The organism is Myroides sp. LJL119 (assembly GCF_054871605.1).
The window spans coordinates 78340-93643 of the sequence record NZ_JBTXLO010000004.1; the positions used below are offsets into that span (position 1 = coordinate 78340).

Consider the following 15304-nt stretch of genomic DNA (forward strand, 5'->3'; position numbering starts at 1 on the left):
ATACTATTTTATACTTTCAACAATTTTTTTAAACTGATTTCCTCTATCTTCATAGCTGGTAAATAAATCAAAACTTGCGCATGCCGGTGACAATAACACAGTATCTCCAGGCTCTGCAAATTGCATTGCTTTATCTATCGCTTCTTGCATACTATCGGCTTCGGTAATTTCCTCTACCACCTGACTATAGGCACTTTTTAGTTTCTCATTATCCAAACCAAGGCAAATAATACTCTTTACTTTTTCAAAAACCAAAGGCATAAGTTCCGTGTAATCATTCCCTTTATCAACTCCTCCTACGATCCAAACTGTAGGAGTTTTCATACTCTCTAAAGCGAAAAACGTTGCGTTTACATTGGTAGCTTTAGAGTCATTTATAAACTGGATGTCATTTACTTTTCTCACCTTCTCTAATCGGTGCTCTACTCCTTGAAATTCTGAAAGACTTTCACGAATCTGCTCTTTACGTATTCTCTTTAATTGAGCTATGGTAGTTGCTGCCATGGCATTTTTAACATTATGCGCTCCCTCAACACCAAGCTCTTTTATAGGCATAACCAATGTATGCTGATCCATTGTAACAACAATCTTATCTTTATCAACATAAGCACCTTGATCTAACTTTTGGGTTAGAGAAAAGGGTAAAGACTTAGCCTTGATCTTATGTTTAAGTAACCATTTTTGGATTTCCTTATCATCGTAATCATAAATAAAATAATCCTGCTCGGTTTGATTCATTGTTATACGAAACTTTGAATCAATGTAATTTTCATATTTATTGTCATATCTATCTAAATGATCTTGACTTAGATTAGTTAATACAGCAATATTAGGTCTAAAATCTACGATACCATCTAATTGAAAACTACTAAGTTCCAAGACATAACATTTTTCTGGATCAATGGCAACTTGTTGAGCATAACTATCGCCTATATTACCAGCCACGCCAACATTAAGACCACCATCCCTTAGTAACTTGTAAGTTAACATAGTTGTTGTCGTTTTACCATTACTACCTGTAATAGCAATAGATAATTCTTTATTAAACCAACTAGCAAACTCTATTTCAGATATCACTGAAATACCCTTTTCTTTTAAAAGTCGTACAATTGCAACCTTATCAGAAATACCAGGACTTTTCACAACGATATCAGCTTGTAAAATGATACTTTGTGTATGTGTCTTTTCTTCCCATTTTATATGATGAGAATCTAATACTTCCTTATATTTCGATGTAATAGTTCCAAAATCGGATACAAACACTTCATATCCCCTTTCTTGACCTAAAACAGCCGTACCTACACCGGACTCTCCTGCACCTAAAACTACTAATCTCATCCTATCTTAATTTTAATGAAACTAAACAGAATACCCCTAATAAAATGGCTATAATCCAAAATCTGGTAACTATCTTACTCTCATGATATCCCTTCTTTTGAAAATGATGGTGCAAAGGCGACATTAAAAAAATACGCCTCCCTTGTCCATATTTTTTCTTTGTGTACTTAAAATAAGATACCTGAAGTACTACTGACAAATTCTCAATTAAAAACACACCACATAAAACAGGTATTAACAACTCCTTTCTAACAGCAATTGCCATAACAGCTATTATACCACCGATTGTCAAACTACCCGTATCCCCCATAAATACTTGAGCTGGATAGGTATTATACCATAAAAACCCAATCAAAGCACCCATAAAAGCAGATATAAAGACAGTCATCTCTCCTGAATTTGGTATATACATGATATTTAAATAATTCGAAAAAATAACATTCCCAGAGACAAAGGCAAATATTCCAAGTACAAAAGTAGATATAGCAGATGTACCAGCTGCTAAGCCATCTATCCCATCGGTTAGATTCGCTCCATTTGAAACTGCAGTAACAATAAATATTACTATTGGTATAAATACCAACCAGGTATATTTAGAAGCTCCTGTGCCTAACCAACTAATTAACATACTGTAATCAAATTCATTATCTTTAAAAAAAGGAATAGTAGTTGCCGTTGACTTAACATCATATTTACTAGCCACTGTTTCCACCAAAATATCTTTACTAGGCGCTTCTCTAACGGTTACCTCTGGTGAAAAATACAAAACAGAACCAACTATTAGTCCTAGTCCTACTTGTCCTATAACTTTAAATCTTCCTTTTAAGCCGTCTTTATCTCTTTTAAATACTTTAATATAATCGTCCAAAAAACCAATTACTCCCATCCACAAAGTGGTCAAAATTAAAAGCAATACATAGACATTATCTAGTTTTGCAAAAAGTAAAACGGGAATTAGAGTAGCTAAAATAATTATAACTCCCCCCATAGTTGGTGTCCCTGCCTTTTCTTTTTGTCCTTCTAAGCCCAACTCACGAACTGTTTCACCTACTTGCATTCTTTGCAAAAAACTAATAATTCTCTTTCCATATATAATAGAGAACAGCAAGGATACAATAACTGCCATTCCGGATCGAAATGTAATATACTGAAATACACCTGCTCCTGGTATCTTTACTACCTCCTCTAAATACTGAAATAAATAATACAACATAACTCTTACTTCCTACTTCTTATTTTTCTAAATACTTGGTTACAATCTCTAAATCATTAAAATGACTTCTAACTCCTTTTATCTCTTGATAAGTCTCATGCCCTTTTCCGGCTATTAATATAATATCTCCAGGTTTTGCTTGCATACATGCCAACTTAATCGCCTGATCACGATCTTGAACTACTATAGTTTTCATAGCATTTTGTGCCTCTACACCTTTTTCCATATCGCGTAATATACTCTCAGGCTGTTCAAATCGAGGATTATCTGATGTTAATATTACTTTATCACTTAAAGAACTAGCAATATGAGCCATAATCGGCCGTTTAGTTGCATCCCGGTTACCTCCACATCCCACAATAGTAAATAAATTCTCATTGCGTGTACGAATTGAATTAATTGTACTAATCACGTTCTCTAAAGCATCCGGTGTATGTGCATAATCCACAATTGCTGTTACCTTTGACTTGGAAATATAATATTGAAACCTACCATTGACACTAGTTAACGTACTTATCCCTACTAACACTTTTTCTTTACTTTGCCCAAGTGCTAAGGCAGCCCCATAAACAGCTAATAAATTATAAGCATTAAATCTTCCAATTAACCTTACCCATAATTCTTGCCCATCGATACGCATCAACATTCCCGAAAACTGGCTCTCAAGAATTACTCCTTTAAAATCACTTACATTCTTTAAAGCATATGTAAAAAGTTTTGATCTCGTATTTTGAACCATTACCAATCCATTCTTATCATCTGAGTTAGTTAAAGCAAATGCATTTTTAGCTAACTGATCAAAAAACATTTTTTTTGCATCTCTGTAGTTAGCAAAGCTTTGATGATAATCCAAGTGATCGTGAGTCAGATTGGTAAAAATCCCCCCACAAAATTCCAATCCATAAGTACGAGATTGTACAATCCCATGAGAGCTTACCTCCATAAAGCAATATTCACAGCCTTGATCCACCATTTCCTGTAAATAGTAGTTAATAGTTAGACTATCCGGAGTAGTGTGTAAAGTTGTAAACTCTTGATTATCTACCACGATTTTCACTGTAGATAAAAGTCCCACTTTATAGCCTAATTCTTTAAATAAAGTGAACAATAAACTAGCGACAGTTGTCTTTCCATTGGTACCTGTTACTCCTACTAATTTTAGCTTTGTACTAGGTTGATCGTATAAGTTATTTGCGATAATAGCCAATGCCTGACTTGCATTGGACACACAAATATAAGTTATACCAGGCCAGATTTGTTGTGGCATTTGCTCACACACAATTGCAACAGCACCTTTCTCGATTGCAGCTGTAATATATATGTGTCCATCTGTTTCACTTCCTTTAATGGCAACAAACAAACTTTGTTTGTCAACTTGGCGTGAGTCTAAAAGCACCGAGTCTATAGAAAGATCAACAGATCCAACTATAGACTGAATATCTACTTTATGTAATAAGTCTTTTAATATTTTCACGATATTTCTAATATAACTTTTTTATTCTTTTCTATCTTTTGTCCCTTAGGAATCGATTGTTTTTTTATTTTCCCTATACCTTTAACTTGAACCTGTAAACCTAAATTCTCTAATAAAGGTAAAGCATCCATCACATACATTCCACGTACATCAGGCATTGTATTGAAATCGTCCTGCGCAATAAGTTCGTTATACTGGTTATAACTCTCCGCAATAACTTGAGGTACCTGAGAAACTTGGTCTACATGTTGACTAATTGGTACATCTGTATATATCTTTTGTGCAATCTTCTTAAATACTGGTCCAGAAACATCAGCTCCATAATAACTTTTAGCACGATCTGGTCTATGAATTACCACTATACAAGAGTACTTTGGATCTTCCGCTGGAAAAAATCCAGCAAAAGAAGACGAATAATACATGTCCTTACCTTTTCCAGATCCATAATTCACTTGGGCTGTACCGGTTTTTCCAGCCATAGTGAAGTTCTTAGAACTTACTTTACGTCCTGTTCCTCTCTCCACAGAGTTCACCAAAATAGCTTGAACTTGTTTAATTACATCAAGCTTGGCTATTTGTGGATTCAAAACCTCTGTTTCAAATTTAACCACTGTCTGGTCGAACTCTTTTACCTGGGAGACAAACATTGGTTTAACCATAACACCGTTGTTTGCTATTGCATTATATAAGGTTAGCGTATGCATAGGTGTAACTGACAAACCATAACCAAATGCCATCCATGGCAAAGCCAAACCACTCCATCCTTTACTCCCAGGTTGTGGTATATAAGGTATTCCTTCTCCCTTTAAAGGCAACTGCAATGCCTTGTCCATCCACAAACTTCCAATATAATTAGTGAATTCCGACGGATTATCTTTAAATCCTTCATTTACTGCTTGGGTTATTACCGTGTTTGAGGATACCTCTATACCTCTTGCTAAAGAAATCTTACCATAACCGCCCCATTTTGAATCCCGTACCCTTGCATTATAAAATTTCACTACTCCTCCATTAGTATCGTAAATTTTTGCCGTATCAGATTTCTGCTTTTCTAAAAGCGCCAGTAAAGCAGCTACCTTAAATGTTGATCCAGGCTCATGCTTTTCTGATATAGCATAATTAATAGATTCAAAGTAATTGCCTGTTTGAGGGTTTTTTCCTAAATTAGAAATGGCCCTAATTGCCCCGGTTTTCACTTCCATAACAATCACACAGCCATGATCTGCATTAAAATCCTCTAAAGCTTTAAGCAAAGCGTGATGAGCAATATCTTGAATAAAAACATCTATAGTCGAGATAATATCTTTGCCATCAATAGGTTCAACCTCATTTTCATCATTCATTGGCTTCCACTGATCTTTACCAAGGCTTTGCATCTTTCTTTTACCATCCACACCGTTTAAATAGTTAGAAAAAGCACCCTCAATTCCAACTCTTCCATAGGTATTATCTTCATATTTTCGTTCATAACCAATGGTTCGTTGTGCAATTTTTCCAATCGGATGTTGCCTAACGGTTTGTTGTAGTGAAATCAACCCTCCTTTATAAGGGCCTCTTTTTAAAAGAGGAAAATTCTTTACCTTAACATATTGGGTATAACTTAGTCCTTTAGCTAATAATATATATCGACTATTATTTGCTCGTCCCTTTCGCATTAAAGATTGATAATGGGAAGAAGGTTTATTAAACATCTTAGACAATGAATCTGCTAATGGCACTAGATTAGTATCAAAATCTTTCTGACTAGGGGCAACAGCATCAAAACGAATTTCAAAGACCGGAACCGAAGTAGCTAAAAGACTACCATCAGCTGAATATATATTTCCCTTATTTGCGGGGATTACATCTTCTTTCACTCTCTTTTCACTACGAGCCTTAGCTCGCAATACCTCTCCCTCGGAACTTTGTATGTGAATTAATCTATACACAATACCTATAGCCATCATTAACACAATTGCGGAAATGATATAAATATTCACATAAATATTTTTATTCCCTATGGCCATATTTTATTCCAAAAATTATTTTCACTTTTGCTTTTACTACTAACATGGATCTTTGTTGGAGGCACCTCAGATGGAAAAATCCCTTGCTCTTCGAGAGTCCTTGTTATGGTGGATTCCATCTTCAACTCCATTAATTCTGATCTTGTATCGACAAATTCTGCCCGTAACATTTTTACCTCATGATTTAATGAAGCTATTTTAAATACTTTGGCTTCATAGGCCTGTGTATTCCAAATCATAATTAAACACAATACAATCACATAGATAATAACACCCCATGTTTTGGCAGCATCTTCATTTACCAATATCTTGGCTTTTATAATATCTACAGGACTTGTTGTATGTTTTTTCATAATTTCTCAGCTACTCGTAACTTGGCAGATCTTGCTCTATTATTAATTTCAATTTCTTGATCACTCGGAATAATTAACTTACCTAGCTGTTTCATCGGAACTGAAAACCTTCCAAACATATCTCTTTCAGGTTCGCCTTCAAAAAGACCATTTCTCATAAATCTTTTAACCATTCTATCCTCTAATGAATGATAAGAAATAACACTTAAACGCCCACCAACTTTCAAAACATCTAAACTCTGCTCTAAAAGTTCTTTTAAAACCTCCATTTCCTTGTTTACCTCAATTCGTATGGCTTGATAAATTTGAGCTAGGACTTTTGCACTTCTATGCGCTGGTAGAAACTTTTGTAAAACTAATTTTAAATCATCCGTATTCTTAATAGGTGCATCCTGTCTTGCAATTACAATACAACTAGCCATAGCATGGGCATTTTTTAACTCACCATACAGGCTTAATACTGTTCTTAAATCAGCTAACTCATAATCATTAACAACATCATAGGCAGATAACTCACCTCTTTGATTCATGCGCATATCTAGTTCTCCATCAAATCTTGTTGAAAAACCACGCTCTGCTACATCGAATTGATGAGATGACACGCCCAAATCAGCTAATATCCCATCCACTTGACTAACACCATAAAAACGTAGATAACGTTTCAAATGGCGAAAGTTTTGATTAATCAAAGTAAAACGAGGATCATCAATAGCATTATTCAAAGCATCTTCATCTTGATCAAAGGCAAATAATTTTCCATTTTCACCTAAACGACTAAGTATCTCACGTGAGTGTCCTCCTCCTCCAAAGGTGACATCAACGTAAACTCCGTCTGGTTTAATATTTAAACCTTCTACACTCTCCTCCAATAATACCGGTCTGTGATAACCGTAATCTTGTTCTTTATTCATCAAAACTAATATTACTCATTACTTCTTGGGCTAATTCCTGAAAATCAAAATCATCACTTGCGATATTCTTCTCATACAATTCCTTGTCCCAAATTTCTAAAATATCCACCTTAGAGGAAAAAACAACATCTTTTGACAACCTTGCAAATTCGATCAAATCTTTACTGATTAAAAACCTTCCTGCTTCGTCCACCTCAACATATTTAACACCTGCCATAAAACGTCGTAAAAATTGATCGTTTTTTTTATCAAATGGATTAAGCTTATTAAGCTTACTCATCATTGTTTCCCATTTCTGCATTGGCCAAAACTCAAGACATGATTCAAAAACGGAACGTTTAAGTACAAAACCCCTTTCCATAGAGCTAAACTGCTTCTTTAAAGAAACAGGTAATAAAATCCTGCCTTTAGCATCAATTTTGCACTCATATGTTCCAATTAACGAATTCAATGTATACTTAAAATTAATTGTTTTAGCAAATGTACCAAATTTTTCTCCACTTTCCCCCACATTTTACCACTTTGTTGATAAGTTTTACACAATCCCTTATTTATAAAGCAATCAACGACTAATTATTTGATTTATAACCTATAGAATACTTTATTAATCATTATAAAGCTCCTTATTTAGGGCTAAATTAGACCCAATAAAAAACATTTATAAACACGTAAAATCTTATTGAATAATTCAATAAAAAAACATAATTTATTTTTTTATGGTTTTATTACAAAGTTTGTCCTTAAGAAAACCCTATATTTGTGGGAATTTAAAAATCGCATTTAAAAACTACATGGAGCGAACTTTAAAAGTAGATGGAAAATTCCGTTATGTAGAAATTGGACAAGGTACTCCAATCATAATTTTACACGGATTGATGGGTGGTCTAAGCAATTTCGATGGTGTTGCAGAATACTTCCCTAAGCTTGGGTATAAAGTAGTTCTTCCTGAACTGCCTCTATATACTAACAGCATATTGAACACAAATGTGAAAGCATTTGCTAAATTCGTGAAAGACTTTATCGAACAATTAGGTTTTAAAGAAGTTATCTTATTAGGAAACTCTCTTGGGGGGCATATTGCCTTGTATTTCGCCAAGGCCTACCCGAAGTTATTAAAAGCAATGATTTTAACAGGTAGTTCAGGTCTATATGAAAGTGCAATGGGAGATAGTTACCCAAAAAGAGGAGATTATGCATATATTCAGAAAAAAGCCGAAGATGTATTTTATGACCCTAAGATTGCCACCAAAGAATTAGTTGACGAAGTATTTGACACTGTTAACGATAGAATGAAGCTAATCAAAACTTTAACTATCGCCAAGAGTGCCATTAGGCATAATATGTCAAAAGATTTACCTAATATAAAAATACCTACTTGCCTAATTTGGGGGAAAAATGATAAGGTAACGCCTCCGGAGGTTGCAGTTGAATTCAATGAGCTACTGCCTGATTCTGACCTATTTTGGATAGATAAATGTGGACATGCAGCAATGATGGAACGACCAGCTGAATTCAATGAGATTTTAGAACATTGGTTTAAAGAACGAAATATTTAAGATTATGAAAATAAATACTGCTGAATTTGTAATAAGTAATTCTCAGGTTAGTAAATGCCCTACTGAACCATTACCTGAGTATGCTTTTATTGGAAGATCCAATGTTGGTAAGTCTTCACTTATTAACATGCTTACTAATCAAAAGTATTTAGCCAAGACGTCTTCTAGACCGGGAAAAACACAACTAATCAATCATTTTAAGATAAATTCTAATTGGTTTTTAGTTGACCTTCCAGGATATGGATATGCAAAGGTTAGTAAATCAACCAAAGCAACATTCCAACAATTCATCATGAATTATTTTTATGATCGTCAGCAATTAGTTTGTGCATTTGTTTTAATTGACATAAGACACGAAGCACAAAAAATAGACTTGGAGTTTATGCAATTCTTAGGTGAGAATCAAATACCATTTTGCATCATCTTTACCAAAGCAGATAAAGTAGGAAAGCAAAAAGTGCATTCTTTAATAGCAGATTATAGAAAAAAAATGCTGGCAAATAATTGGGAAGAAATGCCTACTTATTTTGTTACTTCATCACAAGATAAAACCGGTAGGGAAACGGTTTTAGAGTACATAGATAACATCAATAAAGATATTTTTAAACAGCAAGGATAATCCAATCAAATAGACTTAAATAAATTATCCACGCCTCGGGGAAGTTATACTATCTTGAGGCACTTTCACTATTGATCTATCCTAGATTAACGCATATAGCTTTTCATCCACTAAGAAAACTTATCCATTTCTTTTATTACTAAGTCATGAACTTATTACGATAAGATCTTTCTATTAATTAAACAAATAATCAAGTTTAAAACTTTTTTTATGCTTTTTTTATTGCATGGAATTAGAACATGTCTTTTTTTATGTTACAAAAACATATCTTCTAAATTTAATCTTCTAACAACCTGCAAAGCTTACATGATAAAATTTGATAAAAATCCTGTTTTTTATCCTAAATATAATAATCGTTGACAGTTATTATCCCAGATTTAATCGCATACTTAGTGGCTTCATAGGCACTATTTACACCTAATTTTTTAAATATGTTTTTCCGATGTGTTACAACCGTATGTATACTAATATGTCTCTCTAATGCAATTTCTTTGTTCATCTTACCAAAACATATTTCTCTTAGTATTTCGCGCTCCACCATTGTTAAAACTTGTTCCACTTTATAAGTTACCTCATCTTGCTCTTTTAACGCATATTGTATTTGCTGACTTAAATACTTTTGGTTTTCAAAAAAATACTCAAAAGCTTGTTTTAGCACAAGAATTGGCTCATTTTTATTAACTATACTAAATGTAGTATAATTATACTTTGACAAATCCATCCTCCAATTAAGATTTAAATTGTCAAAAACCAACATCCACTTACTTTCTAAAAATTTTTTACTCAATGATAGCCAAATCTCTTTATTGTGCTCTACATGAAAACTCTCTGGGTTCAAAATAACAAACGCCTTTGGATACCTTTGCAAATACAATTCTAAGGCATTGGCTGAATCAATCATGCACCACTGAAGGTTTGGGATAGCCAAAGAATCAATAAGCTCTGTAAAAGCATATCGAGTTAACTCTTGCTGTTCAATTATAGCTACTACAGGCATCTTTTTTAATATTTTCTTACAAAGATATAACTATTTACTAGGAGAGAAAGTGGATCAAATAGAAAAAGATAACCAGATTTTTTTTAAAAAAATCTGGTTATCTTTTAGGTTCTTCTAAGCTTTATGACTTATCTAGCTTATCAAATAAATTTTTATTTTCCAATTCTTCCACTTCAGGAATACGATATAGGTAGTATTTACTATTTGGTGTAAAACTTGATTTATCCGGAAAGTTTAATATTCTATGACCTTGTGGTAAAAGGTTTACGGTAACATCTTTGAGTTGATTGTCTTGTGTCAACACTTGATAAGTATAAGGAATTAATTGATCTTGAGGATAATCTCTTCGTTCTACACTTTTTTGATTACGAATTATATCTACAAGTGCAAAACCCTCACCAAATAGTTCTTTTCTTCGCTCCAACCAGATTTCCTCCAATAGCTCTTGCCCTGTTAAAATACCAACCTCTTTTGCCCCGCGAGCTAATTTTAATGTATTAAGAGAATTTATCGCATCGGAATTTCCCATTTGGGCTTTTGCCTCTGCGTTTATTAAATAAATTTCAGAAGTACGCATTAGAACAATATCAGCAATCTGTGAGCCACGGAATTTAAATTTCGCATATCTAAAATATGCTACATCGCGATCCTTTGGAGTCTTTATGCTTGGATTTGGTGCCCAATACATCATAGTTTTTCGATAATCTCCATCATCAAAAGCTTCTTGAAAATAGGGATCCATATTAAAACTAAAATAGTAACTCTGTTCACTGGTAACATCTAGGTAATTAAATTGATAGGAAGCATTGTTCTGCTCAGGAGTTTGAGGGTGTCCCCAAATCCACTCTACATTATTTACATCATTAAATCCACTTTTATACTGTGCTTCGTTCATCAATACTCCATTAATAGATAGAAGCTGATCAGAATACTGCGCAGCCTTATCCCAATTTCGAGCATATAGATTACTTCTTGCCAATAAACCTAAAACAACTGTCTTATCAAATTTATATTTGGCATTACGAACATAGGTATCTGGAATTAGATCAAGTGCTTGTTCTAAATCACTAATAGCTTGCTTGTACACTTGCGAAACTGAAGATGCAGGTTTTCCTTGTGTGTTAGCATCTGTGGGCTCTGTATATATAGGAGCTATTAACATATCAGGATCCAAATCAACAGCGAAACCATAAGAAGAGGCTAAATGTAAATACATAAAACCCCTTAAAGCAAAAGCTTGTCCCAAAATTCGTTGCTTATCTTGGATACTTCCTTCACTTTGACCCACCTTTGCTATTACATTATTAGCGCTATTAATTGTTTTATAAGTTATATTCCAACTAAAACTGTTTGTTCCACTTCGCTGATATAAACTATTAAAAGCATACTGGGTAGCAAAACCATAATTAGTATTAACAACAACATCGGAGCCCATAGCATCATTGGTTCTTAAAAAAGCTCCATAACCAGGATTGGCATAAGTACTGAAGCTCTCCATTAAATATCCCCAAGAACCTATTAACACTTTATCGTTACCTGATGCTGTTTTAAAGACTTCAGTATCTACCACAGCATTACTTGGCTCAGTTTCCAAATCACAAGAAACAAAACTTAATGATATGACTAAAACCAAAAATATAGATTTATATAAATTTTTTTTCATGTTTGATAGTTTATAATTTAACATTAATACCCACAGAGAAAGTTCGCATTGCCGGATATCTATAATAGGTCACACCATCGAATGTTTGTTCCGGATCTAAACCTTGTTCTTTTGTCCAAGTAAATAAATTCTCTCCTTGAACAAATACAGAAGCAGAAGCTATCTTAGCTTTACTTAAAAACTCCCTTGGTAAATCGTAAGAGAAAGTAAGATTTTTCAATTTTAAGAACGAACGATCTACTAAGAAACGATCTGATTCTTGAGTCCAGCTGCTTTTTGGATTAGTACTTAAACGAGCTACATCACTTTGATTATTTTCCGGTGTCCAACGATCCATCATATCCACACTCCAGGTATTCCCTCCTGCGCTTGGGCGATACAAAAACAACTTGTCTCTATTGTAAATACTTCCACCAATAACATATACAAAATTGGCTGATAATTGCCATGATTTATACTGTATATTGGCGAAAAAACCACCAGAAACATCTGGAAGAGCGCTTCCCTTATACACTCTATCTTTTACTTTTAGTTCACTGTAATCATCCGTAATTGTTTTTGACCCATCCTCGTTTTGAATATACCACTGTGCATTACCATTTTCTTTATTAACTCCAGCCCATTCCATAAGATAAAAATCATAAATTGAACCACCTTTTGTCCATCTTTTATTACCTTGCCACATTTCTTGGGAAGGAAGAGAAGTGATTTTATTCTTATAACTTGTTAGATTCAATCCCAAATGAAGTTTCCAATCTTCGGTGTAAAGTGGGTATCCATCAATGGAGAACTCCCAACCATAGTTTTTTATACCTCCAATATTTACATCTGTTGTGGTATACCCAAGAGAAGGAGCTAAATTTTGAGCAAATAATAAGTCTTTACTTTGTCTTTCAAAATATTCCACTGATCCATTTAAACGATTTTCAAACATCCCGAAATCAAGTCCAATATTTAAGTTCATATTCGTTTCCCAAGATAATTCTGGAGTGGGTAAACGAGATGGTACTAATCCTGATTCACCTAGATTATTTTGAATTGCATATAGTCCTTGATAAGCATATAGTCCTATATTATCGTTTCCTTGACCACCATAACTTGCTTTAAAAAGTAAATTTGTCAACCACTTATCTCTAGCTTGTTGTAAAAAGTCTTCTTCGATAAGTCTCCAAGAAGCTCCGACACTCCAAAATGATCCCCAACGATTACCTTTATCAAATCGAGAAGAACCATCTGCTCTGAAAGAACCCGAAAGAAAATACTTACCATCATAGGAATACTGGGCATTAGCAAAGAAGCTCAACATACGATATTTATCCGCCTTCCCATAAAAGCTAATTAATCGGGCTGCCGCATCAGGTTCTTCAAAACCCAACATAATTAATTGTTCTCTAGCTCCTCCAAAATAATTAGAATCCCTTGAGTAAAATTCTTGTCCGACCATTGCTGAGAAATTATTCTTTTGATCTAGGTCTACATTATAATTTAAAATGTTGTTATAGGTCATACTAACAGTACGATTATTTTCTCTTAAAACACTCCCTTGATATTCAGAAGACGGTCCATAATCAGGATTAGAAACATTATGGGTATTGGTACTATTATAATCTATATTTAAGGAAGTTTTAAACTTTAAGTTATCTGCCAAAAGTATTTGTGCATAGGTCCTAAAAGTGGCAACATCACGAATAAATTGATTTTTATCATAAGGCATTGAGCCCACAAGATTATACTTTGCATAAGAAGAAGTACGGTAAGCACCATAATCAAAAAGCCTATTGCCTGTAGTAGCATCTAATAGATAATCCCCATTAGATAAATCACGCTGATAAATAGGATAAAAGCTTGGTAAACTGCGGGCAGCTAAAATAACATTACTTAAAGCGCTATCATCTTGCTTTGGATAATCCTGAACAGAGTGAGAAGCGGATACATTAACACCTACCTCTAACCAGTCTTTTGCATCAATTATAATGTTAGAACGTAAATTAAAACGTTTAAACCCCGACTCCAAAACATAGCCTTGATCGTTTAAAAAGCCTCCTGAAACATAATATCTTGATTTCTTACCACCCCCGCTAATTCTCAAATTTAAATCAGTAAAGCTCGCATTTTGTGTAAGTGCATCTTCCCAATTATCATTCCAAAGAGGAGTTAAACCTTCTTGAAGCTTACCATCCAATCCTACTGGAAAAGGATTAGATAATCCATAAGGGTTAATACCAATGGCACCTATCAAATTATTTGTAGCATAGATAGATGCATCACTAGCCGAGGCGCCTCTTGAATCCATATTCCCATTACGTAATGCCTCCCATTGCAACTCCATGTATTGATTGGTTGAAACTTGCTTGTAGTCCTTACGTGCTCTATCGGAAAAACCTTGTTTAAAGCTAATATCAATCACAGCCTCGCTATCTCTTAATCCTTGCTTGGTGGTAATCATTATAACACCATTTGCTGCACGAGAACCATAAAGAGTTGCTGCCGTTGCATCTTTTAATACAGAAATAGATTCTATATCTGAAGAAGAAATTGCTGATAATCCACCCTCATACGGAACACCATCCACAACATACAAAGGGTCACTTGCCGCATTAATAGATCCAATTCCACGAATACGAATGGTAGCTTCAGAACCAGGCTGCCCACTAGACGAGAAACTTTGTAAACCAGCTACAGATCCCTCTAAGGCTTTTGACACATTACTAACTTGCGACTTTTGAATATTGGCACCAGAGATGATTCCTACAGACCCCGTATAGGTTTTTCGATTAGCTGTTCCATAAGGAACCTGAATAACCACTTCATCTAAAGTTTGTAAATCTTCTAACATGTGAACAGTTAAAAACTCTTGTTCACCAACAACAATTTGTTTATCCTGATATCCTATATAGGTAAACAATAAAACACTTGAATCTGAAACAGAAATGGAAAAATTCCCATCAAAATCTGTCATAACTCCTTGATCGGTACCTTGTAAAAGTACACTAACTCCTGGTAGGGGCCCGGATTGATCCAGCACAACCCCTTTTACAGTTCGGTTTTGAGCTACAAGAGTAGAAACACTAAAAACTGTAAGTAGAAAAAGTAAAAATTTTTGCATAAATAAAACTTTGCCCTAGTGAAAACTAGAGCCTTACTGTTAGACAAATAAATTAGATTATAAAAAAA

At 34.2% G+C, this 15304-nt stretch carries 12 protein-coding genes; 2 read left to right on the top strand and 10 right to left on the bottom strand.

Annotation, left to right across the window (positions count from 1 at the left end; all coding sequences use genetic code 11):
- Nucleotides 1-3: 3 nt before the first annotated feature.
- From murD to mraZ, 7 genes are read right to left on the bottom strand one after another with little or no spacing between them, the layout of a single operon-like run.
- Nucleotides 4-1338: a UDP-N-acetylmuramoyl-L-alanine--D-glutamate ligase gene (gene murD, locus ACYSNV_RS06710; RefSeq protein ID WP_461761797.1), complete on the bottom strand. Its 1335-nt coding sequence runs from the start codon at nucleotides 1336-1338 to the stop codon at nucleotides 4-6.
- 1 nt (nucleotide 1339) lies between these two features.
- Nucleotides 1340-2551 (bottom strand): phospho-N-acetylmuramoyl-pentapeptide-transferase, encoded by a 1212-nt coding sequence (mraY, locus tag ACYSNV_RS06715; protein ID WP_461761798.1) that lies wholly within the window; start codon nucleotides 2549-2551, stop codon nucleotides 1340-1342.
- A 19-nt stretch (nucleotides 2552-2570) separates the two neighbouring features.
- The gene (locus tag ACYSNV_RS06720; RefSeq protein WP_461761799.1) at nucleotides 2571-4025 is read right to left on the bottom strand and encodes a UDP-N-acetylmuramoyl-L-alanyl-D-glutamate--2,6-diaminopimelate ligase; all 1455 of its coding nucleotides are present in this window, start codon (nucleotides 4023-4025) and stop codon (nucleotides 2571-2573) included.
- A complete protein-coding gene (locus ACYSNV_RS06725) occupies nucleotides 4022-6031 on the bottom strand; it encodes a penicillin-binding protein (protein WP_461761800.1) in 2010 nt (669 codons plus the stop codon). The genes ACYSNV_RS06720 and ACYSNV_RS06725 overlap by 4 nt, the downstream gene beginning before the upstream one ends.
- Complete coding sequence (locus tag ACYSNV_RS06730; protein WP_461761801.1) at nucleotides 6022-6384, bottom strand: FtsL-like putative cell division protein; 363 nt, start codon at nucleotides 6382-6384, stop codon at nucleotides 6022-6024. Before ACYSNV_RS06730 ends, ACYSNV_RS06725 begins: the two co-directional genes overlap by 10 nt.
- Nucleotides 6381-7295 carry a 16S rRNA (cytosine(1402)-N(4))-methyltransferase RsmH gene (gene rsmH / locus ACYSNV_RS06735; RefSeq protein ID WP_461761802.1) on the bottom strand — a complete coding sequence of 305 codons (915 nt, stop codon included), beginning with the start codon at nucleotides 7293-7295 and terminating at the stop codon, nucleotides 6381-6383. Before rsmH ends, ACYSNV_RS06730 begins: the two co-directional genes overlap by 4 nt.
- Nucleotides 7288-7746: a division/cell wall cluster transcriptional repressor MraZ gene (gene mraZ, locus ACYSNV_RS06740; RefSeq protein WP_461761959.1), complete on the bottom strand. Its 459-nt coding sequence runs from the start codon at nucleotides 7744-7746 to the stop codon at nucleotides 7288-7290. The genes rsmH and mraZ overlap by 8 nt, the downstream gene beginning before the upstream one ends.
- A 340-nt stretch (nucleotides 7747-8086) precedes the next feature.
- Here mraZ and ACYSNV_RS06745 point away from each other — a divergent pair, with 340 nt between their 5' ends.
- Both ACYSNV_RS06745 and yihA read left to right on the top strand, forming a co-directional pair.
- Nucleotides 8087-8851, top strand: a complete 765-nt coding sequence (locus ACYSNV_RS06745) for an alpha/beta fold hydrolase (protein WP_461761803.1) — start codon at nucleotides 8087-8089, stop codon at nucleotides 8849-8851.
- Nucleotides 8852-8855: 4 nt separating this feature from the next.
- The gene (gene yihA, locus ACYSNV_RS06750; RefSeq protein ID WP_461761804.1) at nucleotides 8856-9470 is read left to right on the top strand and encodes a ribosome biogenesis GTP-binding protein YihA/YsxC; all 615 of its coding nucleotides are present in this window, start codon (nucleotides 8856-8858) and stop codon (nucleotides 9468-9470) included.
- A gap of 340 nt (nucleotides 9471-9810) precedes the next feature.
- On the opposite strand, the gene ACYSNV_RS06755 is transcribed toward yihA, so the two are convergent.
- From ACYSNV_RS06755 to ACYSNV_RS06765, 3 genes are all read right to left on the bottom strand, one after another.
- Nucleotides 9811-10467: a response regulator transcription factor gene (locus ACYSNV_RS06755; RefSeq protein WP_461761805.1), complete on the bottom strand. Its 657-nt coding sequence runs from the start codon at nucleotides 10465-10467 to the stop codon at nucleotides 9811-9813.
- A 121-nt stretch (nucleotides 10468-10588) separates the two neighbouring features.
- The gene (locus tag ACYSNV_RS06760) at nucleotides 10589-12130 is read right to left on the bottom strand and encodes a RagB/SusD family nutrient uptake outer membrane protein (RefSeq protein ID WP_461761806.1); all 1542 of its coding nucleotides are present in this window, start codon (nucleotides 12128-12130) and stop codon (nucleotides 10589-10591) included.
- A 10-nt stretch (nucleotides 12131-12140) separates the two neighbouring features.
- Nucleotides 12141-15236: a SusC/RagA family TonB-linked outer membrane protein gene (locus ACYSNV_RS06765; protein WP_461761807.1), complete on the bottom strand. Its 3096-nt coding sequence runs from the start codon at nucleotides 15234-15236 to the stop codon at nucleotides 12141-12143.
- Nucleotides 15237-15304: the final 68 nt, after the last annotated feature.